General features: G+C 60.5%; 16 protein-coding genes and 2 pseudogenes. 8 read left to right on the forward strand and 10 right to left on the reverse strand.

Features of this window, described 5'->3' with window-relative positions:
* Positions 1-17: 17 nt before the first annotated feature.
* Positions 18-1382, reverse strand: a complete 1365-nt coding sequence (locus tag AC1DQ3_RS26810; RefSeq protein ID WP_477123184.1) for a dicarboxylate/amino acid:cation symporter — start codon at positions 1380-1382, stop codon at positions 18-20.
* Positions 1383-1489: 107 nt separating this feature from the next.
* A complete protein-coding gene (aspA, locus tag AC1DQ3_RS26815; RefSeq protein ID WP_477123185.1) occupies positions 1490-2917 on the reverse strand; it encodes an aspartate ammonia-lyase in 1428 nt (475 codons plus the stop codon).
* Between the two features lie 457 nt (positions 2918-3374).
* Here aspA and AC1DQ3_RS26820 point away from each other — a divergent pair, with 457 nt between their 5' ends.
* Positions 3375-4337 carry a LysR substrate-binding domain-containing protein gene (locus tag AC1DQ3_RS26820; protein WP_477123186.1) on the forward strand — a complete coding sequence of 321 codons (963 nt, stop codon included), beginning with the start codon at positions 3375-3377 and terminating at the stop codon, positions 4335-4337.
* A gap of 105 nt (positions 4338-4442) precedes the next feature.
* Here AC1DQ3_RS26820 and AC1DQ3_RS26825 read toward each other — a convergent pair.
* A pseudogene (locus tag AC1DQ3_RS26825) lies at positions 4443-5244 on the reverse strand (ISKra4-like element ISBusp5 family transposase); the annotation flags it as partial.
* 372 nt (positions 5245-5616) lie between these two features.
* Complete coding sequence (acs, locus tag AC1DQ3_RS26830; protein ID WP_477123187.1) at positions 5617-7689, reverse strand: acetate--CoA ligase; 2073 nt, start codon at positions 7687-7689, stop codon at positions 5617-5619.
* A 307-nt stretch (positions 7690-7996) separates the two neighbouring features.
* Between acs and AC1DQ3_RS26835 the strand changes: the two genes are divergently transcribed.
* Together AC1DQ3_RS26835 and AC1DQ3_RS26840 are read left to right on the forward strand one after the other, a co-directional pair.
* Positions 7997-8419 (forward strand): ACT domain-containing protein, encoded by a 423-nt coding sequence (locus tag AC1DQ3_RS26835; protein WP_477123188.1) that lies wholly within the window; start codon positions 7997-7999, stop codon positions 8417-8419.
* 172 nt (positions 8420-8591) lie between these two features.
* Positions 8592-8894, forward strand: a complete 303-nt coding sequence (locus AC1DQ3_RS26840; RefSeq protein WP_477123189.1) for a hypothetical protein — start codon at positions 8592-8594, stop codon at positions 8892-8894.
* Positions 8895-9658: 764 nt separating this feature from the next.
* Here AC1DQ3_RS26840 and AC1DQ3_RS26845 read toward each other — a convergent pair.
* The 6 genes and pseudogenes from AC1DQ3_RS26845 to AC1DQ3_RS26870 all read right to left on the reverse strand — a co-directional run.
* Positions 9659-9760, reverse strand: a pseudogene (locus AC1DQ3_RS26845) (integrase); the annotation flags it as partial.
* Positions 9761-10037: 277 nt separating this feature from the next.
* Entirely contained in the window at positions 10038-10364 is a 327-nt protein-coding gene (locus tag AC1DQ3_RS26850; protein WP_477123190.1) for a hypothetical protein, read from the reverse strand.
* Positions 10333-10977 carry a transposase gene (locus AC1DQ3_RS26855; RefSeq protein WP_477123191.1) on the reverse strand — a complete coding sequence of 215 codons (645 nt, stop codon included), beginning with the start codon at positions 10975-10977 and terminating at the stop codon, positions 10333-10335. Before AC1DQ3_RS26855 ends, AC1DQ3_RS26850 begins: the two co-directional genes overlap by 32 nt.
* A 332-nt stretch (positions 10978-11309) precedes the next feature.
* The gene (locus tag AC1DQ3_RS26860; RefSeq protein ID WP_477123192.1) at positions 11310-12008 is read right to left on the reverse strand and encodes a TetR/AcrR family transcriptional regulator; all 699 of its coding nucleotides are present in this window, start codon (positions 12006-12008) and stop codon (positions 11310-11312) included.
* Positions 12009-12015: 7 nt separating this feature from the next.
* On the reverse strand, positions 12016-13245 hold the full coding sequence (locus tag AC1DQ3_RS26865; protein ID WP_477123193.1) for a CaiB/BaiF CoA transferase family protein: 1230 nt from the start codon (positions 13243-13245) through the stop codon (positions 12016-12018).
* Between the two features lie 140 nt (positions 13246-13385).
* Positions 13386-14546, reverse strand: a complete 1161-nt coding sequence (locus tag AC1DQ3_RS26870) for an acyl-CoA dehydrogenase family protein (RefSeq protein ID WP_477123194.1) — start codon at positions 14544-14546, stop codon at positions 13386-13388.
* Positions 14547-14783: 237 nt separating this feature from the next.
* On the opposite strand from AC1DQ3_RS26870, the gene AC1DQ3_RS26875 reads away from it, so the two are divergent.
* The 5 genes from AC1DQ3_RS26875 (at position 14784) to AC1DQ3_RS26895 (ending at position 20724) form a co-directional block, all read left to right on the forward strand.
* Complete coding sequence (locus AC1DQ3_RS26875; RefSeq protein ID WP_477123195.1) at positions 14784-16247, forward strand: benzaldehyde dehydrogenase; 1464 nt, start codon at positions 14784-14786, stop codon at positions 16245-16247.
* Positions 16248-16301: 54 nt separating this feature from the next.
* Positions 16302-17477 (forward strand): mandelate racemase/muconate lactonizing enzyme family protein, encoded by a 1176-nt coding sequence (locus AC1DQ3_RS26880; protein WP_477123196.1) that lies wholly within the window; start codon positions 16302-16304, stop codon positions 17475-17477.
* On the forward strand, positions 17477-18658 hold the full coding sequence (locus tag AC1DQ3_RS26885; RefSeq protein ID WP_477123197.1) for a CaiB/BaiF CoA transferase family protein: 1182 nt from the start codon (positions 17477-17479) through the stop codon (positions 18656-18658). Before AC1DQ3_RS26880 ends, AC1DQ3_RS26885 begins: the two co-directional genes overlap by 1 nt.
* Before the next feature lie 111 nt (positions 18659-18769).
* Entirely contained in the window at positions 18770-20050 is a 1281-nt protein-coding gene (locus tag AC1DQ3_RS26890) for an MFS transporter (RefSeq protein ID WP_477123198.1), read from the forward strand.
* A gap of 125 nt (positions 20051-20175) precedes the next feature.
* On the forward strand, positions 20176-20724 hold the full coding sequence (locus AC1DQ3_RS26895) for a hypothetical protein (protein ID WP_477123199.1): 549 nt from the start codon (positions 20176-20178) through the stop codon (positions 20722-20724).
* The last annotated feature ends 71 nt before the right edge of the window (positions 20725-20795 follow it).

Raw genomic sequence — 20795 nt, forward strand, 5'->3', positions numbered from 1 at the left:
CTGTCTCTGTGGCTCTGTCAGGGCGTCAAATCGGGTGTGGGTTGGTGTTCGACGTAACGCCCGTCTCGTGCGTCTTCACTCATTTCGTGGTCCATCGGACTTCTGTATGCGTGGGAATCTGCAGGAACGTCTTCCGCCTCCGATACCTGCGTCGGGGTCAGTTCGCCCTCCCATTTGGCGACGACCGCGGTGGCGATGCTGTTGCCGATCACGTTGGTGGCGGTGCGGCCCATGTCGAGGAACTGATCGATGCCCAGGATCAGCAGCAGGCCGGCTTCGGGCAGGTTGAACATCGGCAAGGTCGCCGCCACCACGACGATGGAGGCGCGGGGTACGCCGGCGATGCCTTTGCTGGTGATCATCAGCACCAGCAACATGGTGATCTGCTGCGTCAGGCTCAGCTCGATGTTGTAGGCCTGGGCGATGAACAGCGCCGCGAAGGCCTGGTACATCATCGAGCCGTCGAGATTGAACGAGTAGCCAAGCGGCAGGACGAAGCCGGTCACCTTGTTAGGCACCCCGAATTTCTCCATCTGCTCCATGGTCTTGGGATAGGCCGCCTCGCTGCTGGCGGTCGAGAATGCCAGGATCGTCGGTTCGCGAATCAGCCTGAGCAGGGTGAACACCCGCCCGCCCAGGAACAGGTAGCCCGCCGCGGTCAGCACAAGCCACAGCACCAGCAAGCCCAGGTAGAAGCCACCGATGAACTTCCCGTAGGTGAACAGCACGCCAATGCCTTGCACCGTGATGGCGGCGGCAACGGCGGCAAACACACCCAGCGGCGCGAAGCGCATCACAAAGTCGGTGACGCGCAGCATGATCGCCACCAGTTCCTCGATTGACGCCACCAGGTGATGGCCCACCTTGCCCTTGAACGAAGCGATGGCGAAACCGAAGAACAGCGAGAACACCAGGATCTGCAGGATCTCGTTCTGCGCCATCGCTTCAAACGCGCTCTTGGGGAAGATGTGCGTGATGAAGTCCTTCAGGTTCAGCGAGGAGGTCTTGAGGTTGGTGGCGGTGCCGATCTCCGGCAGCGGCAGGTTCAGCGCATGCCCAGGCTGCAGCACGTCCACGAAGAACATGCCGAGCAGCAGCGAAATCAGCGACGCGGTGATAAACCAGCCCAATGCCTTGATGCCGATGCGTCCCACGGCGCTGGCGTCCTTCATGCCGGCGACGCCTGCCACCAGTGTCCCGAACACCAGCGGCGCGATGATCATCTTGATCAGGCGCAGGAACACGTCGGTCACGATCGAAAAGTAGCCGGCAATCTCCTTGGCCATCGCTGCATTCGGCGCGAGGATGTTGCAGAGATAGCCCGCGACGATACCCAGGACCATGGCGACCATGATCCTGGTGGTTAGCTTGTTTGCCTTCATGATGCGTTGTCTCCAGCGGTTGCGGCAGATCCTGGTCTGGCCGTCGATTTAGCGGGGAGGCACCCCCAAGGATGCCTGGTACGGCGCCGGGCAGCTTGTGCCCCGGTTCATCTGCCGTGCGAGGACAGACCGAGCGGTGTCGGCTGCGTCAGCACTTCCGGGCGAAGGATCTGGTCGAGTTGCTCCCTGGACAACAAGCCCTTGTGCAGCACGATCTCGTACACGCTGCCGCCGGATGCATGGGCCTCCTGCGCGACGGCGGTGGCATTGGCGTAGCCGATGTAGGGGTTCAGCGCGGTCACGATGCCAATGGAGTTCTCGACCGTGGCCCGCAGGCGCTCTTCGTTGGCCGTGATGCCATTGACGCAGCGCTCTGCGAGCGTCAAGCATCCGTTGCGCAGATGGCTCACGCTCTTGAACAGGCTGTGCGCGATGATCGGCTCGAATGCATTCAGTTGCAGCTGGCCGGCCTCGGCCGCGAAGCTGACGGTGATGTCATTGCCGATGACCTCGAATGCGATCTGGTTGACCACTTCCGGGATGACGGGATTCACCTTGCCGGGCATGATGCTCGATCCCGCCTGCATTGCCGGCAGGTTGATCTCGCCCAGGCCGGCACGCGGGCCGCTGGACAGCAGCCGCAGGTCGTTGCACGTCTTCGACAGCTTGACCGCCACGCGCTTGAGCACGCCGGACAATTGCACAAAGGCGCCGCAGTCCTGCGTGGCTTCAATGAGGTTCGGCGCGGTCACGAGCGGAATGCCGGTGATCTCCTTTAGGCGCCGCAGGATCAACGGCGCGTAGTCCGGGTGCGCGGTAATGCCGGTGCCGATTGCGGTGGCGCCCATATTGATCTCGCAGATCAGCAAGGCCGCCTCGCGCAGGCGCTCTTCGTCTTCGCCCAGCATCACGGCGTAAGTGCTGAACTCCTGGCCCAGCGTCATCGGCACGGCATCCTGCAACTGGGTGCGCCCCATCTTCAACACATGCTTGAACTCCTCAGCCTTGCGCTCAAACGCGCGCCGCAGCACGCCCATGGCATCCACCAGCCCCAGGATGCCGAACCAGGTCGCGATCTTGAGGGCGGACGGGTAGACATCGTTGGTGCTCTGGCCAATGTTGACCTGCTCGTTCGGATGCAGGTACTGGTACTCACCTTTCTTGTGCCCCAGCAGTTCCAGCGCGCGGTTGGCGATGACCTCGTTCGCATTCATGTTGGTCGAGGTGCCGGCGCCGCCCTGGATCACGTCGACGACGAACTGCTCGTGCAGCTTGCCGCCAAGCAGTTCCGCGCACGCCGAGACGATGGCGTCACAGCGGGACTCGTCGAGCAGGCCTAGCTCATGGTTGGCCAGCGCGGCCGCCTGCTTGATATAGGCCAGCGCCTTGACGAGCTCGGGGTAGATGGAGATCGGGGTGCCGGTAATCGGGAAATTTTCCACCGCGCGCAAGGTGTGCACACCGTAGTAGACATCGGCCGGGACCTCGCGGTCGCCCAGGAGATCGTGTTCGGTTCTAAAGGATGCGGCGGTCATGAATTTGCTCCTCGCAAATTGGCATCAAGGGAGGAGCAGACTGTATTGAATCCGTCGGCACGTAGCGACTGTGATGCGAATTTGTCATGACATGCCACGAAATACTCATGCAGCATCCGTGCTTGTCGACAAATGCGCAGGGAGAGCCTGGCGTGCATCAGCCCGGCGGGCCCGGAGGGTGATGATTATTTCGAATACCTTGTGGCGAATTTTGCATCGCCATCTCAGGGGTTCTACGGATACGGGCGCATTTGGCTTGCCGTATCATCAGCCGCCGGTGCGCCCGGCCCTTCGCCGCAGGCAGGAGGCGGGGACGGATGTTGCAATTTCGGAATAATGTGGCGCAAATTTTTCATCAGGCTATCGGGCGTCCACCGATTTGTGCGGCGCCGCGTTGTCGTATGATGTGCGATAGAGCCCCCCTGATGTCCCCCCCTGATGTCGAGTACCTTCCATTATGGAAACCAAGTGGCTTGAAGACTTCCTGTGCTTGGCTGAAACGCGCAGTTTTTCGCGCGCGGCAAGCGACCGGCATATTACCCAGTCGGCATTCAGCCGCCGCATCATGGCCCTTGAGGAGTGGCTTGGCGTCAGCCTGGTGGATCGCAGCGTGCAGCCGGCCTCGTTGACGACAGCAGGCTGGCTGTTCCGGCGCCTCGCCGCCGACCTGCTGCGTGACGCCTATGCCGCACGAGCGCTGCTGAGCAGCCAACAGCCCCTTGCTGAGAGTGACAAGGTGATACGGTTCTCGGTGGCCCACACCCTGATGTTTACCTTTTTCCCGAGCTGGCTCAAGTACTTGCACCAACGCTTCGGGTCGCTGAGCGCGTGCGTACACGCGGTGAATGTGCCGGAGGGCGTGCAACAGCTGGTGGATGACGACTGCGACATCCTGTTGGGCTACCACCATCAGCAACTGCCGATCCTTCTCGACCCAAACGGCTTCCCGTTCCTGATTCTGGGTGTCGAGCGGATCCTCCCGTTCTCGGCGCCGGACAAGGAGGGACAGCCGATTTTCCGCCTGCCGGGCTCGAGCGCCAAGCCCTTGCCCTTTATGGCCTACTCATCCGGCGCCTTCCTTGGCAACGTGGTCGAGATGATCCTGCTTAATGCACCGGAGCCGTACGGGCTGCAACGTTGCTTCGAGACGCATATGTCCGAGGCCCTGAAGGCCATGGTCGTAGCAGGACACGGCGTAGGCTGGTTGCCTGAGAGCTGCGTCAGCGACGAATTGAGAGAGGGCAAGCTGGTGGTGGCAGGGCCTGCCTCGTGGGCAACGAGCCTTGATATTCGCCTGTACCGCTCGGCGACCAGCCCGAAGCCGCTGGTCGATGAACTATGGTCGTTTATCAGCCGCGCGCCGGACCCGCAACTGATGCTGATGGGGAAGGTTGCGGAATCAAGCGACTGTGGGATGTAAGTACGGCTGACTGTCCGGCCGTACCAAGCGGGGCCGCGGTGGTTGGCGGCCCCGCTGCATCCGCCGGGAGCGGTCCAGCGCGGCGGCAACTGTTGAGGGAAGCCGTTAAAAAGCCCACGCCGGTCTTTGCCAGGGCCAAGACACACGTCCCTGGCCAATCAACGGAAACTGCCGCGGAGCGAGTTCGTGGAATTCCTGGTTCAATAGGGCGCGCGCACTTGCACGACACTGTGTGCTCCCGCACGACTCCAACGCATATGTTGGCTTTTACACATGCGACGGCCAACGATTCGATTGATAGATGACTCGACGAAGCCGGTCGCGATTCTTAGGCCAACACGCTGCCGGGTGCGATAGTCGATCAGCGACTCAAGATTGTTATTGAGGTAACTGACCAAATTTATGAGCTTGTAGCGCGCTTGTCTGGCTTCGTGGCTCGAGATCGGGTCAAGCTTTTCGCGCAGCTCAAGCAGACGCACAGCTCTTTAGCGAGCTTCTGCCACCGCACCGTTTGCCCGGTCGAGACGAAGCTGCGAAAGCGAACGAACAGATCCCACAGTTCGAACGCTGATCCGTTGGCCGTAAGACGCCCCTACGCCAGAGGCGTGATAGCTTGATCGACGTGTCGCAGCATTCGACCGATGTGCGCCCAGTCGAGTACCCATTCGGTATCGAACGGAAGGTCGTCAGCAACCCCGGCAAGATCCAGGGCGCCGTCGGTCACCACACAGACGTCATTGGGATCGTCGTACCCGCTGTCCACCAGGAATTTGGTCATTTCTTCCTGCAATCGCTTGGTGCGCGGCATGGCAGAAGCCCAGACCCGTGGTTGTCTGCCAGCCTGGCCCAATGCTGCAACGACGACCGCTATCGACGATGATTCATTACCTGTTTTCGCGCGATTGTCCGATGCCGGCTACATCAAGGCGCCGCGACAGTTCGAAGGGACGCGATGCCGCAATCCCTGCGGCATAGAAGGCGCCCCCCAATTCGGCCACTCCCACTCGCCCACTGCCACGCAGAAATGGGTACGGCGTCAGCCGTAGGTGCGATGCTCCAAATGGGCTGTGTTGCTTCGGCGAGCTTACCTGCGTCACACCCGCGATGTTCTCAGGGAGCGGTCAGCCGTGCCTTCTGTGCGGCCAGGATACCTGCCACGCAAAGAAGGGCGGGGTGGTCATCGACGTAGTGCTGTCGTGGCAAAGGTGTCTCACTTCCCGTCGGCGCACGCGCGCCTTCTTCTTGACACGGTTTAACCGTCGTTGTGTGCGACCTGCGACTAGCCTGACCGTCCCTCCGCAGCCAGCTCCTTGATCTGCTCAACGACCTCCGGATTGGCGAGAGTGGACACGTCGCCGGGGTCCTGCTGATTCGAGATCGCCGCAAGTACACGCCGCATGATCTTTCCCGAGCGGGTCTTGGGCATGTCGGGAACGATGACGACCCTACGCGGCCGCGCGATTGCCCCGATCTGGGAAACCACGGATGCCGAAACCTTGTTCGCGATCTTCGAGGAGGGGGCCAGTCCCGGCTTCAGCGACACGTAGAGGTCGGGCACCTTGCCCTTGAGCTCGTCCGCGACCGGAACCACAGCCGCCTCGGTGACATCGGACACCAGAAGGGCAGCAGACTCGATTTCTTTGGTGCCGAGGCGATGGCCTGCGACGTTGATCACGTCGTCAATGCGGCCGAGGATGCGAAAGTAGCCATCCGCGGCCTGCATCGCGCCATCACCGGCCAGATAAGGCCAGTCCCGCCAGTCCTTGCTCTTGGGGTCCTTGCAATAGCGCGCGTAGTACTGGCTCACGTATCGATCTGGATCCTTCCAGACCGTCTGCAATACGCCTGGCCACGGGTTGCGGATACAAATGTTCCCCGCCTTGCCAGACCCGCCCGGGAGTTCCTTGCCTTCCTCGTCGAAGATCACCGGATGAATGCCCGGAATGCCGGGTCCCGTGCTGCCTGGCTTCATCTTGTGGATCGCCGGCACTGTGCTGCAGAGGAATCCGCCGTTTTCGGTTTGCCACCAGGTATCCACGATGACCGCCTCGCCTTTGCCAACCACCTTGTGATACCACTTCCAGACTTCGGGTTCGATCGGCTCGCCCACGGTAGTCATGTGCTTGAAATGGTGGTTGTGCTTCGTGGGTTCGTCGGGCCCGTTGCGCCGCAGCGCCCGGATCGCCGTGGGCGAAGTATGGAAGATGTTGACGTCCAGGTTCTCCGCGATACGCCATGGCCGGCCGGCGTCCGGATAGGTCGGAACGCCTTCATACACGACCGTGGAGGCGGCAAGCGCAAGCGGGCCGTAGACAATGTAGGAATGGCCCGTGATCCAGCCGATGTCCGCCATGCACCAGTAGACGTCCTCGGGATGAATGTCCTGGATGTACTTCGATGTCCACGCGACATAGGCGAGGTAGCCGCCGGTGGAGTGCTGGCAGCCCTTTGGCCGCCCGGTCGTGCCGCTTGTGTACATCAGGAAGAGCGGTGCCTCTGCCGGCATCTGCACGGCGTCTACGTGCCTGCCACGGTACTTGGCAAGGACATCATTGATGACGACATCACGTCCCTCCACCAGCTTTGTGGGGCTCGAGTACTTGCCCGGGTAGCGTTGCCAGACCAGTACTTTGTCGATCTGGTGGCCGGCACTGGCGGCCTCCGCGACCGCGATGTCAGCCTTTTCCTTGTGGTCGAGCAACTCGCCGGCGCGGTGGTAGACATCCATGGTGATCAGCAGGCGGCTCCCGGAATCGACGATGCGGTCCGCGCAAGCCTTTCCACTGAATCCGCTGAAGACCTGCGAGTGAATCACGCCGAGTCGCGCACAGGCAAGCATGGTGATAGGCAACTCAGGCACCATCGGCATATGCAGGGTCACCCGGTCGCCCGCATTCAGCCCAAAGGATTCGCGCAAGAGCGCTGCCAGTTCGTTTACGCGTACGAAGAGGTCTTGATAGGTAAGGTGCTGTACTGTTTCACTCTCGGGCTCGGGAACGAAGTGGATAGCTGTCTTGTTCTTGTGGCTGGCGATGTGACGATCCACGCAGTTATAACAGGCGTTGATCCTGCCTCCGACAAACCAGCGCCAGAACGGCGGATTGCTGGAGTCCAGGGTTGTCTCCCAGTACTTGTACCAGTCGAGCAGGTCCGCGAACTCTTTGAAGCACTCTGGAAAATGTTCAAGGGAAAAGCGCTCGAAGATGCGCGCGTCGGTCAGGTTGGCTTGGGCGATGAACTGGCTGGACGGCGAGAAATAGTCCTCCTCGGGCCAATGGACCGCAATTTGTGCCTCGGAAATATCAGCTGTCTGCTGCTCCGTGGCATGGCGCGGCGACTTGTCTTCTGACATGACCATTCCCCTTTCAGCTTTCATAGACGCCGATGGAGGCAACCTTGGAGACACCTGCCACGTCCGGAAGCGCCGCAGTGCCGCGATCCGGCCCTGTCGGCACGTAAGCGCGGGATCTGAAACTACTATGTAAATATTACGTGCAGGGGTGCCGAGTTGCCAGGCCAACGGAACTAACGTGCTCGGGGCAAAGTGGACTTTTTTTTTCCATCAGGATTTACCGGGCAAGGCGCCAGCGCGTCGGACTTTGCTTGCAGCATCCCGTGAGCTAGATTTTGATTGGTGCAATGGAGACTAGGAGATGGCGATGGATCTTCTGGTGGAACGCGTGGATGTGTGGGCGGCACCCATACCGGACAGACCCGGCGGCCTCGCGGAAGTGCTGGCGACATTGCGCGACGCGGGCGCGGATCTGCAGTTCATCATCGCCCGCCGTACCGCAGTTGATCCCGGCAAGGGTGTAGTGTTCGTTACGCCGCTGCAGGGTGACAGGGAAGTCCGCGCGGCTGCACAAGTCGGGTTCAATGTTACTCACAGCCTTCACACCCTTCGGGTCATCGGCCCGGACCGACCCGGCATCGCGGCGGAGTTGGCTCAGCGGCTTGCTGCCAGCGGGGTCAATCTGCGCGGCTTCTCGGCCTCCGTGCTTGGAACACAGTTTGTCGTGTTCGTGGGACTGGACTCACTGGAGGACACCAATAAGGCTGAAGAGATCCTGACGAAGGCTTGAAGGGCCCGGTCGGCTGTGCTTGGGGAGACCTCGCCAGTGTGGTATCGACGCGCCCGTCGCAGGCTTTCCCCAAGACGTTTCGTCGAGCTTCCAGCCGGACGCACCATCGGACGTGCGAGCCGCCGCGTTGTGTCGACCGCGAACGATGGCTCGGTGCGGCAGGCAATGATGCATGGGGCCGATGGAGTGGCAAATAAACGCAATTAATCGCCTGCGCCTCTGCCAACATGACCGTCCCTTGTTGGACATCGATCCCTACGAGGGCATCCCGCCGCAGAGCGGGTTGGTTAATTTCTTTTGGTTGAACGAAACCCTGCGCTTGTCAACAAGAACGCTGCGCACGGCACTGCTGGAGGCAACCGAGCGGCGACGCTATAGCGAAGTGTTCGCATCTTTACTTATATGGTCGCCTCCCTTTTGCAAGGGATATTTGTCGATAGCCAGTAGGGTGGTTGCGGCGATCACATGGCTGTAAACCTTTGATCTATATGGCGAAACGGCCGTTCAGTGGCGTTTTTTGCCGTTGTGCAAGAGCAACGCCACTTTCCGTCCATGTCCAACGATTCCGCTAATGCGGCGCGGCGGATCATTAATTCCGCTAACGCGGGCTACGCCGAGCCGGCGTCGGCGAAATTCTATTGCTGGCCGGGCAGGGCGGACGGGGAGGGTGATATTTCGGTAGAGCCATGCGTATGACCGTGCAAAAGGTCGGAAAAATAGGGGAATTCTGGCGATCCGCGTTCACGCCACGATCTTCGCGCCAGCGAGATCACCATTGAAAGCACTCGCGAGCCTCGGTAGGAGAAGAGCGTTTTTCCTTCATCTATCCTGGCTGGCACCCACAATGGCGTAATTAGAGGTCGCCATTAGCCGAAATAGCGATCTGCAACAACTGAACCGCATCCGGCGTCATGAGGGTTTGCTCCATGGTCACGGGCATCCCATCCGCACGAGTGCTGTTCCTTCATCCCCGGTGGAGTGGGCCTGGGCCCCAGTGTCGGTATGCCAGCGTGATGTCATACCGACCGGCGCGGATCCTTTTTGGGCGATGCGTCTCCGTGCGGGAGGCAACTTCCGAGCTCCAGCGTCCAGGTGCATGTGAGGCGCGTAGGGCAAGACCTGGAGCAGGAAGCGCAGGGCGCGACGATGGTGGCTGCGGTGGTGTCCACGGCAGCTCAACAGGGGAGCAATGGATTCCAGTCGTCGCGCGCAGGGATGCGATGCCGGTGGGCGCGCCCATCACCTTTCGCGGGTCCACGCGATCCGGTGCCGTTTCTGCGTGGCCTCGTGCCGCGCATCGTCTTCCGTATGCAGGTAGGCACTTGTCGTGGCAATGGATGCTGTCTGTAACGGAAACGATACGTTGAGAATTGACACACGATGCCCCCACTCTGGAAGGGCAAACGGTTGCCGATCCCTACGAAGGACGGTCATGCTTGCCACTGTTTCGCCTTGCTACCAAGAAGTTGACAGTGCCGTTCCGATCTCTGTCGGTTGCCGGGATCCTCATGGTCTCTGCCGCATCGCGTTTAGGTTTGAAGGAATTGCTCATGTTCGATTTCCGTGCCTATTGATTGCTGGCGGTTTCAAGTCCCAAGTGCCACCCCTTTCAAGGTGATTAGACGACACGTCCAGCCTTGATGACACGGACGGTAGAAACATGCCGCCGTGCTACGCATCCGGCCACGTAGCCTTTCTTCTTCGGCGCTTTCGGTCCCCGCATATATTTGCGCATCGCGCGGGGATCAACGTGCGTCGCCATCTTGATCAACTCGCGACCGAGCTGAGCTGGGGTGAGGAGGTCATAGGCCTGCCACACCTCGGGCGGCACCGCGATCATCATGCCGGCATAAGTTGCCCGGATTTCGCTGGCGAGGTAATACGGTGAGAGCTCGATGTCGCTGGTATCCAGCTCATGCCGGATTCTCGCCGCAGTCGCAATCACGCTCAGTACGACTGTTGAGCACCGATTCCAGCCGCTGAAACATATTCTCTATGCTCCAGCGTCGCCGGTATAGCCGGGCGACGGCCTCGGCCGTCAGCTGGGCGGCCGGGACATTGGTCAGCAGGCGGATGATGGTGTCACCGTCCTCGGTGGCGCCATCCAGATGCAGCTCGATGCGCCGCAGCATCAGCGGCGCGTTCGATTCATCTGGGATGCTGACCGCTTGCTCGTACACGATGCCGGCTTCGACCCCGCCCATTTCGCGAACGGCTCCAGCTCGCTGGGGCTCGGATTGCGGCCGTGCTCCCGCACGATGATGGCGCTGCCGCGACGCTGCCACCCGGCAAGAATCGCCCGGGTGCTGAAGTTGTCGATCGGCGATCCACAGTTCAGCCGGCTGGGCCGATGCGAGCAGGGTTTCCATGATGGCCCGCTCCTGGGCATGCGCATCTTCACAGGGCACCAGATCAACGATCATCGCTGTGTCCGGGTCATAGACGACCAATGACTGCCCCGGCAAGGCCGCGCCCCGAAACCCACGTAATGGTTTCAGGCGCTTTTCGCTCGCCCGCAAATGGCTGCCATCCACGATGCGCAGGCGATAGCCGTCCACCGATGGCGTGGTGGGCTTCGCCGGCTTGGGCGATACCTCGTCGCGGTATATCGCGAAGAACTCCAGTATCCAATGATCAGCATGATCTACGACGTGATCGCGCCCCGCATCCTGCTGGGCGAGGATCCGCGGTGCATCGAAAAGATCGTAGGCAGATGGATTTGCCGGTGCGGGACAATAACTAGGCTAAGTCACTGGTGGACTTCCCACTGCGCGAGCTCAGGGGCAAGCTGCTCGAGTGCCTGGGGCCTGGTTCAACGTCTTCTATGGGGAGCCAGTGTGGGACTGGCAAGCGGGGTGCGCGACGCAGCCCGCTGCCGTCTGCGTGCCATTCAAGCTGTATGGGATGTGGCAATGCCCGATGTGAGCATATCGACGAAGGCGTCGACCACTTGCTCAAGCGTCAGCCTCCCACTGCTCTCAAACCAGCGTGGCACCCAGTTCAACGAGCCGAACAGCATGGCCGATACCAGGCCGGGATGGCAGGGTTTGACGGAGCCATCCGCGATGCCTTCGACCACCAGCGCGCGCACGGTGGCGTCAAGCCGTCTCTGGAATTTACGAATCTCCCCGCCTGGGGCCATGTCAAGCGGACGCGAGCCAACCAGGACGAGGCAACGGCCGTAATCGTTGTTCTGGGCCAGTGCCAGGCTGCGGGCAAACATGCGCAGGCGGTCCAGGGCCGGTATCGTCCGGTCCTCCATCTGCTTCATGACCGCGTCCAGGTCGCCAAACGACTTGATCAGGCACAGGTAGAGAATGCTCTCCTTGTTATCCACGTAGTGATACAGGGTAGCTTTGTGCATGCCCAGTACCTCTGCGATCTTGTCCAGGGAGGTGGACTCGTAGCCGTTCGCCGCGAACAGCTGTGCGGCTGTCCTCAGGATGGCCGTGCGCTTGTCGTCATGGCGTGCTTCGGTCTGCTTTCGTTTCCGTACCGGTTTTGCAGCGACGGGCGCGGCAGCATCTGCGTGCGCCGCATTGTCTGGCGTGGACTGGATCAGCAGGAGGTCTTGTGTCTGGGATGGCATGGCGAGATTATGCCGCAAAGATCGTACCGGCTTCGAGCAGGGCCTTGACTTGTACTGCCGGCACATCGAACTCTGCCAGAATTTCACGCGTATGCTCGCCCAGCATGGGAGCGCGGTGACGCACAGCCCCAGGCGTTGCCGAAAGCTTCACCGGGATGCCCGGCACGGCAACCGGCCGCGCGCTGCCCGGTTGCTCCACTTCCGGCAGCATCTGGCGTGCTGCAAAATGCGGATCCAAGAAGATATCCTGGGCCGTGTAGATCGGGCTGAACGGCACGCGGCCACCGAATAGCGCGCGCAACTCCTCCTTGGTCTTGGTGCGGGTAAAGGCTTCGATCGCCTCCTGCAAGGCCGTATTGTTTTCCCAGCGGGCGCCTTCGCTGTTGAAGCGTGCGTCGGTAATCAGTTCGGGCATGCCGATCAGCCGGCACATCACCGCCCATTGCGCATCATGAGGCGCGGCAATCGCGATCACGCCGTCCTTGACCTTGATGGTGCCGAACGGTGCCAGGCCTGGAATGCCATTGCCGGCGGGGACCGGCGATACGCCGCGGTAGCTGTACTGCGACACCACCAGTTCCGACATCGCCAGGATGCTGTCGGTCATGGCAATGTCGACATACTGGCCTTGCCCGGTCGCGCGCGCATGCCACAGGGCCGCCATGGTGCCGAAGGCAGCGAACAGACCCGGTACCGTATCGCCCACGCCGCCGCCGACCTTGTAAGGATGATCCGAATCCTCGCCGGTGATGCCCATCCAGCCCCCCATGGCCTGCGCAACGATATCGAAGGCGGGCCACTGCATGTAGGGGCTCTCTCCGCCGGCCTTGTCGCCAAAACCGCGCACGGAAGTGTAGACGAGGCTGGGCTTGACCGCCTTCAAGGCCTCGTAGCCGAGGTTCAGTTTGTCCAGCACGCCCGCGCGGTAGTTTTCCACGACCGCATCGACGCCCTTGACCAGTTCCCGCAACAGGGCCTGGCCCTGTGGGTCTTTCAGGTTCACTACGATCGACCGCTTATTGCGGTTGCAGGACTGGAACAGGCCGCCGAAATGGCGCTGCGTGTCATCTTCGCGGAATGGCCCGATGCGGCGGAAGAAATCCCCTTCAAGCGGTTCGACCTTGATGACATCGGCGCCGTGATCGGCCAGCACCTGCGAACAAAAAGGGCCGGCCAGGGCGTGCGTCAGGTCCAGGATCCGCAGCCCTTTGAGGGAACCCGTCGAAGTGTATGTCATAACAGTCTCATCTCCATAATATCAACCAACCGTTTGGTTGATATTATGAGTGAGAGCGGCCCGTAGTGCAACTTCTTCTCCTTTGCCGAGTGTCTCCAGAGGGGGGCGGCACCCGCAGTACGCATGGTTGAGCGTTACGTTCACATCGAGCGAGCGATCAGATCCTTCAGCGTCTCATTCGAGCCGCCATAGATGCGGGCCACACGGGCATCCATGTACAACTGGGCGATCGGGTACTCGCATATGTAGCCGTAGCCACCGAACAACTGCAGGCAGCGGTCGATGATCTGGCACTGCTTCTCGGAGCCCCACCACTTAGCCATCAGAGCGTCGTTGGTTTGCAGCGGCTTGCCGTCCACCAAGTCCTTGATGATGCTGTCGATGAACACGCGGCCGATACGGGCCTCGGTGGCGCACTCTGCCAGAGCGAACTTGGTGTTCTGGAAATCCCACAGCGTCTGCCCCAGCATTTTGCGGTTCTTGGCGTGGTCGATGGTCAGCTCGATTGCGCGCTCAGCGCAAGTGATGCCTACAACACCAATGGACAGGCGCTCGCGCGTGAACACATCCATCAGTTGGAAGAAGCCTTTGCCTTCCACGCCGCCGATCAGGTTCTCGGCTGGCACGCGCGCATCCTCGAGGAAGATCTCTGCCGTGTTCAAAGCGTTCTGGCCGATCTTGTCCATAATCTTGCTGACCTTGAAGCCGGGTGTCTTGGCCGTTTCGACCATGAAGAGCGAGATGCCCTTGGCGCCCGAGCCAGGCTCCCCCGTACGGGCGGCCACAAGCGCCAGATCGGCTTGCTGTCCCAGTGTGATAAAGATCTTGTTGCCATTGAGCACGTACTCGTCGCCCTCGCGGCGAGCGGTGGTGCGCATAGCCTTGACATCGGTGCCGGCATCGGGCTCGGTGATGCACACGCACAGCATTTTCTTGCCCGACGCAATGTCGGGCATCCACTTAAGCAGTTGCTCGTGGGAGGCCGTGCCGTGGAAAAAGCCGGGGCTGTTTAACGCACCAGGGATGAAGCCAAAGGTGGTGTCGCAGATCCGTGACTGCTCCTCCATCACCACCACTTCGTGGGCGAACGTGGCGCCGTGGCCGCCATATTCCTCGGGAATGCTCATGCAGAGCAGACCCAATTCCCCGGCCTTTTCCCATACGCCGCGGTCGATGTGATGCTGGGTGCGGAATTTGTCGGCCTTAGGGGCCACTTCTTCTTGAAAAAACCGTCGAGCGGTGTCGCGCAGCATGTCGAGTTCGTCACTCATCCAGGGCGAGCGGTAGGTCGTTGGGGTCACAGCATCTCCAAAGTCGTTGGTTGCAGCAATGGGGTTCAGGCAGCGAGGCATTGCCGATAGCGGCCAATTCTGCGTCAATGAAAAACACTTTGTCAACCAACCGGTTGGTTGACGAAATGAAAAAACGGCGATACATTCGACCCAGCTTCAAACACATGCAGGCAAGGAACGGCTGAATGGGCAGCCAAGTGGGGTGCCGAAGCAAGCCACCAACCACACCACCAAACAGGAGACGACATGACGGGCTGCCTATTGAAGGGTTCCGACTGGTCAGGGAAGGCGTTCGTAGGGGAATGGCAGTCTTTGTCCGGCGGGCAGATAGACATCAAGGAACCCGCAACGGGCCAATCGCTCGGCCGAGTGGCTCGCGCCACTGCTGACGATGTCCGTGTGAGTGCGGTGCAGGCCAGGCAAGCCCAGAAGATCTGGGAGAGCATGCCCTATGGCGAGCGGGCCAAGGTGTTTCGCAAAGCGGCGGAGTTGCTGGAAGCCAACCGTACGGAATTTGCGACCTGGATCATCCGGGAGACTGGCGGGATCCCGCCCAAGGCAATGTTCGAAATCGATTCCGTGCTGCACCACCTCCACGAAGCTGCCGCCATGCTGACGCAGCCAAACGGACTGGTTCTGCCCAGCGTGGAGGGCTGCACAAGCATCGCGCGCCGTGTGCCGCACGGTGTCGTGGGGGTGATTTCGCCATTCAATTTCCCCTTCTTGCTGACGAGCCGTTCCGCCTTGCCCGCGCTGGCCACGGGCAATGCCGTGGTACTTAAACCGGATCCGAGAACGCCGGTCAGCGGGGGGGTGTTGCTCGCGTTGCTGCTGGATGCCGCAGGCCTTCCCAAGGGCGTGTTCCATATGCTGCCCGGTGACGCCCAGGCGGGCGAGGCTTTGGTAACGGATCCAGATGTGACGATGATCTCTTTCACAGGTTCTACGGCGGTGGGGCGCCGTGTGGGCGAGCTCGCCGGGAAGCACCTGAAAAAAGTGGCACTGGAGCTGGGTGGCAAGAACGCGCTGATCATCCTGAATGATGCCGATCTGGACCTTGCTGTTAGCGGTGGTTCCTGGGCGTCCTGGCTGCATCAGGGCCAGATCTGCATGAGCGCCGGCCGTCATTTGGTGCATAAGAGCTTGGTGGACAGCTACACCCAGCGCATGGCTGAAAAGGCCAAGGCTCTGCCGGTGGGTGACCCGCACACCCAGCAAGTGGCGCTGGGTCCGATCATCACGCAGCAGCAGGTGCAGCGCGTGGATCGCATCGTGCAAGAGTCGGTCAGGATGGGAGCCAAGCTGCTGGCGGGTGGCACCCCCGACGGTCAGTTTTATCCAGCCACCGTGCTGGCCAACGTGACGCCTGACATGCCGGTGTTCCGCGAGGAAGTCTTCGGGCCGGTGGTTTCGATTACCGCGTTCGATAGCGACGCCGAAGCGATTGCGCTGGCCAATGACAGCGAATATGGACTTTCCGCTGGCATTCATACCCGGGACATCGGGCGAGGCATGGCAATCGCACAACGGCTCAACGTGGGCCTGGCGCATGTCAATGACCAGACTGTGAACGACGACGGCACCATGCCCATGGGTGGCCGTGGTGCGTCCGGCAATGGCTCAAGGCATGGTGGACCCGCCAATTGGGACGAATTCACTCAGTGGCGGTGGACCACGGTGCGCAACACAGCACCTGCATACCCGCTGTGACCAATGTGCATGCACCGCCTCCAGACCCGCAAAATCATCTAATAGAGTAGAGACATGACCAAAATCGTCAAAGTTGAATGCCTGCCTGTATCGACACCGCTGAAGAAGCCGGTGATCATGCCGAACACCCGCATCACGTCGATCGACAGCGTGGTGTTGAAGATCACTACCGATAACGGCTCCGTTGGCTTCTCGGACTCCGGCGATACCTCATCGTGGTACCGCGGTGAACTGCAGGAATCGATCATCGCAATGATCTCCAACGTGATCGCGCCGCGTATTCTGCTCGGCGAAGATCCGCGACATATCGAGAAGATCGTCGCCAAAATGGATCTGCTGGTGCGCGACAACAACCAGGCCAAGGCCACCGTCGATTTCGCCCTGCACGACCTCAAGGGCAAGCTGCTCGGCGTGCCGGTGTACGAACTGCTGGGCGGGCGCACCATCGAAGCGGCGCGTCAGGGCTGGGTGCTGTCGGCAGGCAAGCCGGAAGACGTGGCCGCGGAGGCTGCAGAGGCCAAGAGGATCGGCTTTGCCCTGTTCAAGATGAAGATCGGCTATGGCACATTGCAGGACGACATCGATATGGTGCACGCCGTGCGCGACACCGTGGGCCCCGATGCCTACCTGACCATCGATGCCAACGGTTTCTGGAGCTACGAAAAGGCGTTGCACATCATTCGCAAGATCGACTCTGCTGGCCTGGACCTGATTGAGCAGCCGCTGGCGCACTGGGACATTGAAGGCATGGCCCGCTTGCGCGCGCAGGTCAAGACCCCGATCTACGCCGACGAATCGGCCCAGGAATTGCATAACCTGAAGGAAATCATCGACCGCCGCGCATCTGACGGCCTGTTTATCAAGCTCCAAAAGGCTGGCGGCCTGATCAAGTCGCAGCGCTGGCTGACGTTGGCGCGCCTGGCCGGATTGCCTGTTCACTGCGGTTGCATGATCGGTTCGGGCCTGGAGCACAGCCCCTCTGCCCACCTCTGGACCGCCAACGAATGGGCCACTCAAGGTCTTAACGAATCGATCGGGCCGCTAATGATCCACGGCACGATGGAGAGCAAGAACATCGCGCCCGGGACCGACATCGCGCTAAACATTCCGCGCTTCGAGGCTGGTATGTGCTACCCCAATGAGGGCCCGGGCTTCGGCATTGACCTCAATGAGGCTTTCCTGATGAGCAACAAGACGGCTGGCAAGGAAGCCCGCACGGTGGCCCTGTGATGGAACGCTCCGGCCCCTTGTCCCACCTCACGGTGGTTGAATTCGCTGGCCTAGGGCCAGCACCCTTTGCGGGCATGATGCTGGCGGACCAGGGTGCCCGCGTCATCCGCATTGACCGCCCCGCCAAGTGTGGTGGCAAGGTTGACGGCATGGCCGCTCTGACCGCGCGCAACAGCGATGTGCTGTCGCGCGGGCGTGAGTCGATCACGCTGGACCTTAAGCAACCCGAGGCCCGCGAGATCGCTTTGCGCCTGATTGAGCGTGCCGACATCCTGATCGAGGGCTTCAGACCTGGAGTCATGGAGTCTTTGGGGCTGGGACCGGACTTGTGTCTGCAACGCCGTCCGAGTCTGGTCTATGGCCGAGTTACCGGTTGGGGGCAGACCGGACCGCTGGCGCAAGCGGCCGGTCACGACATCAACTACATTGCGCTCACGGGGGCCTTGCATTCCACAGCGCGACGTGGCCTGGCCCCTACCCCCACGCCGGGACTGATAGGTGACTTCGGCGGCGGTGGCATGTTGCTGGCCTTTGGCGTACTGGCGGCCGTCTCCCATGCGCAAGCGACTGGAAAAGGCCAGATCGTGGATGCGGCGATCACCGATGGATCGGCCTTGTTGACAGCCCTGATCCAGGGCTGGCACTCATCGGGTTTGTGGAATGCCGAGGCCGGCACGAACAACGGTGATGGCGGTGCACATTTCTATGACGCCTACGCCTGCGCCGATGGAAAGTACATCTCCATCGGATCCATGGAGCCGCAGTTCTACGCGTTGCTGCGCGAGAAGTGTGGGCTGACCGATCCGGCCTTCGATGCCCAATGGGATTCAAATCAATGGCCGGCGTTGAAGGCGCGCGTTGCAGAAATTTTTCGGAAAAAAACGTGTCAGCAATGGTGCGAACTGCTTGAGGGAACAGATGTCTGCTTTGCGCCGGTCCTGGACTTGTCCGAGGCTGCGCAGCACCCCCACAACAAAGCGCGCGGTACCTTCGTTCAGATCAACGGAATTACCCAGCCGGCTCCCGCTCCCAGATTCAGCGGCACACCCGCGGCACCGTGCCAGTCTGTGGGCGTCGCTGGCGCCGACACAAAAAACCTGCTCGGTGAATTGGGATTCCCCCGTGAAGAGTTGGACCGTCTGTTGACGCTGACCGAAACAGGGATGCCACGCCCACTTTGAAATTTCCTTTCGTTGCGTGAAGCGAGTTTCAGCTAGAAGGGCGGTCTAGTTGAAGGCGGGCAACGTCTGGATCCAGCAGGTCTGGCAATAAATCATTAAGGAGACAAGATAATGAGTCATCTGAACGGACCGACATATTCGCCATCCATTGGCCAGGCTGATATGGGTGATACCAACAAGGTAATGATCGTATTCGGTGTGGCGCTTGGACTGACCTTCGGCTTCGGGCCGATGTTCTTTAGCGTCGTCGGGGTCTTTCTCAAGGCCATGACTGTTTCCTTTCAGTGGAGCAGAGCAGACGTGGCGCTGTTGCCTATGCTAGCCATGTTGGGGACCGCCATTGGCGCCCCTATTGMAGGGTACGCGGCAGACCGTATCGGATGGCGCAAGGTCATCGGCTACTCCATTATCTTGTTCGCCGCTTCTCTCCTGGCCCTGGCGTTCGCACCCGCTAATCGTACCTATGTAGGGGTTGTCGGATTTTTGATCGGGCTCACGGGAGCCGCCACGACTGCCGCGGGCTATCTGGCCGTGCTGCCAAGCGTATTCGAGGCGCGGTTAGGAATGGCCTTGGGATTCGGTATGATCGGCACAGGCATTGGCGGCTACGCAGCGCCTATTGCAGCCAATCACCTCAGTACCGTCACCGATTTGCGTCATTCCTATGAGATCTTCGCGGCGCTGGCATTGATCCTGGGCCTTGTCGCACACCAGATCATCTTCCGAAACCTCGTAGTCAGCCGGCCCGCGCGCAATGTGACGAGCGTGCCGGTCGATGCGCGCAGCGGTATGACGCTGAAGGAAGCGCTGAGGAACTATCGTTTCTGGCTAATTGCCGTCGTCGTTCTTTTGGTCTCAAGCAGCGTCCTTGGTGGATTTGTCCATCTGCCGGCCTTTGCCAGCGACACTGGACTGGGAAAGGATGTGGCAGCTCGCACGGCGGCTTTTGTTGGCCTGGGCTTGGCCATTTCGCGAGTCGGCGTCGGTTTCATCCTTGACAGGGTCTTTGCCCCCATCGTTGGCTGCATGGCGTTTATCCTGGGGGGAGCCGCGTTCGTCATCCTCCAGAGCGGCGCAATTCACGAGCCAGCCTATGTTCTGCTGGCAGCGCTTTTGCTCGGCATTTCCACGGGGACGGAGGGGGACATCATTCCATATTTGACGCGCAAGTATTTCGGTGCGCGCTCGTTCGGGGTGATTTATGGTGCGCTGTTTGGCTGTGCCACCGTGGGAGCGGCCATTGGTCCTTTTGTCTATGGCCTTGCGTTTGATCACTTCAAGTCGTACGGACCAATCCATCAAATTTCGGGTGTTATCTGCGTGGCGGCTGCCTTGGCGATCGTGCTGCTCGGGAAGTATCCTGCGGCGTTCGCTGCCGACAAAGAGAGATAGACAGGTGCGCCGGCGCATCGGGTCGCTATTAGCCGAAATAGATCCTATGAATGAGGACGGGTCGGCAACTTCGCAGAGTGGTCCTAAAGTGAAGGTCCAATTAACTTACTTTGGAGGACCACATCATGCAACCGATCCGTATCAAACATTTTACGCCGGCAGGCGAATTTTTGGCTGTAGCACTGGAGCTATCGAGCGGATCCTGGAAGATCGGCCTGCATGATGGCAAACGCGAAAAGCCTGCCATCCACACGGTATCGGCTAATTCTGCGGCATGTCGTTTGGAGCAGGCGGTGCAGCTGATCGAGAAGGTCAAGTCAACATGGGGCCTTGCGCCCGATGTGCGCACAGTCGTACTGTACGAAGCAGGACAGGACGGCTTCTGGATGGCGCGGGCCCTGTCGAAGCTCGGCTATGAGCCCATGATCTGCGACCCGGCCAGCATCCCGGTAGAGCGGCACGCAAGGCCGGCCAAGACGGACCGGCTCGACGTGATCAGACTGCTGATGTGCCTGCTTGCCTGGTTGCGCGGCGAATACGACCGCATGCACGTGATAGGGGTGCCAAGCATCGAAGCCGAAGCGCAACGCCACCTTGTACGGCGTTGTTGCATAAATCCGGCTGCCGCGCGGGCTGACGTTTACGCGCAACAGCCAGGGTGGCACCTCTGTTAACTCTTCGCGGACTTGCGTAGATTCTCGACTTTTTCCCGAGAAGATGCGCAAGGACGAACACAAGCGAAGCG

The sequence above is a fragment of the Cupriavidus sp. 01T418 genome (genome assembly GCF_056398885.1).

Bases quoted from the DNA above. Each gene is read 5' to 3' on its own strand.
- AC1DQ3_RS26810 (WP_477123184.1), bottom strand. From the start codon at position 1,382: ATGAAGGCAAACAAGCTAACCACCAGGATCATGGTCGCCATGGTCCTG.
- aspA (WP_477123185.1), bottom strand. From the start codon at position 2,917: ATGACCGCCGCATCCTTTAGAACCGAACACGATCTCCTGGGCGACCGC.
- AC1DQ3_RS26820 (WP_477123186.1), top strand. From the start codon at position 3,375: ATGGAAACCAAGTGGCTTGAAGACTTCCTGTGCTTGGCTGAAACGCGC.
- acs (WP_477123187.1), bottom strand. From the start codon at position 7,689: ATGTCAGAAGACAAGTCGCCGCGCCATGCCACGGAGCAGCAGACAGCT.
- AC1DQ3_RS26835 (WP_477123188.1), top strand. From the start codon at position 7,997: ATGGATCTTCTGGTGGAACGCGTGGATGTGTGGGCGGCACCCATACCG.
- AC1DQ3_RS26840 (WP_477123189.1), top strand. From the start codon at position 8,592: ATGGGGCCGATGGAGTGGCAAATAAACGCAATTAATCGCCTGCGCCTC.
- AC1DQ3_RS26860 (WP_477123192.1), bottom strand. From the start codon at position 12,008: ATGCCATCCCAGACACAAGACCTCCTGCTGATCCAGTCCACGCCAGAC.
- AC1DQ3_RS26865 (WP_477123193.1), bottom strand. From the start codon at position 13,245: ATGACATACACTTCGACGGGTTCCCTCAAAGGGCTGCGGATCCTGGAC.
- AC1DQ3_RS26875 (WP_477123195.1), top strand. From the start codon at position 14,784: ATGACGGGCTGCCTATTGAAGGGTTCCGACTGGTCAGGGAAGGCGTTC.
- AC1DQ3_RS26880 (WP_477123196.1), top strand. From the start codon at position 16,302: ATGACCAAAATCGTCAAAGTTGAATGCCTGCCTGTATCGACACCGCTG.
- AC1DQ3_RS26885 (WP_477123197.1), top strand. From the start codon at position 17,477: ATGGAACGCTCCGGCCCCTTGTCCCACCTCACGGTGGTTGAATTCGCT.
- AC1DQ3_RS26895 (WP_477123199.1), top strand. From the start codon at position 20,176: ATGCAACCGATCCGTATCAAACATTTTACGCCGGCAGGCGAATTTTTG.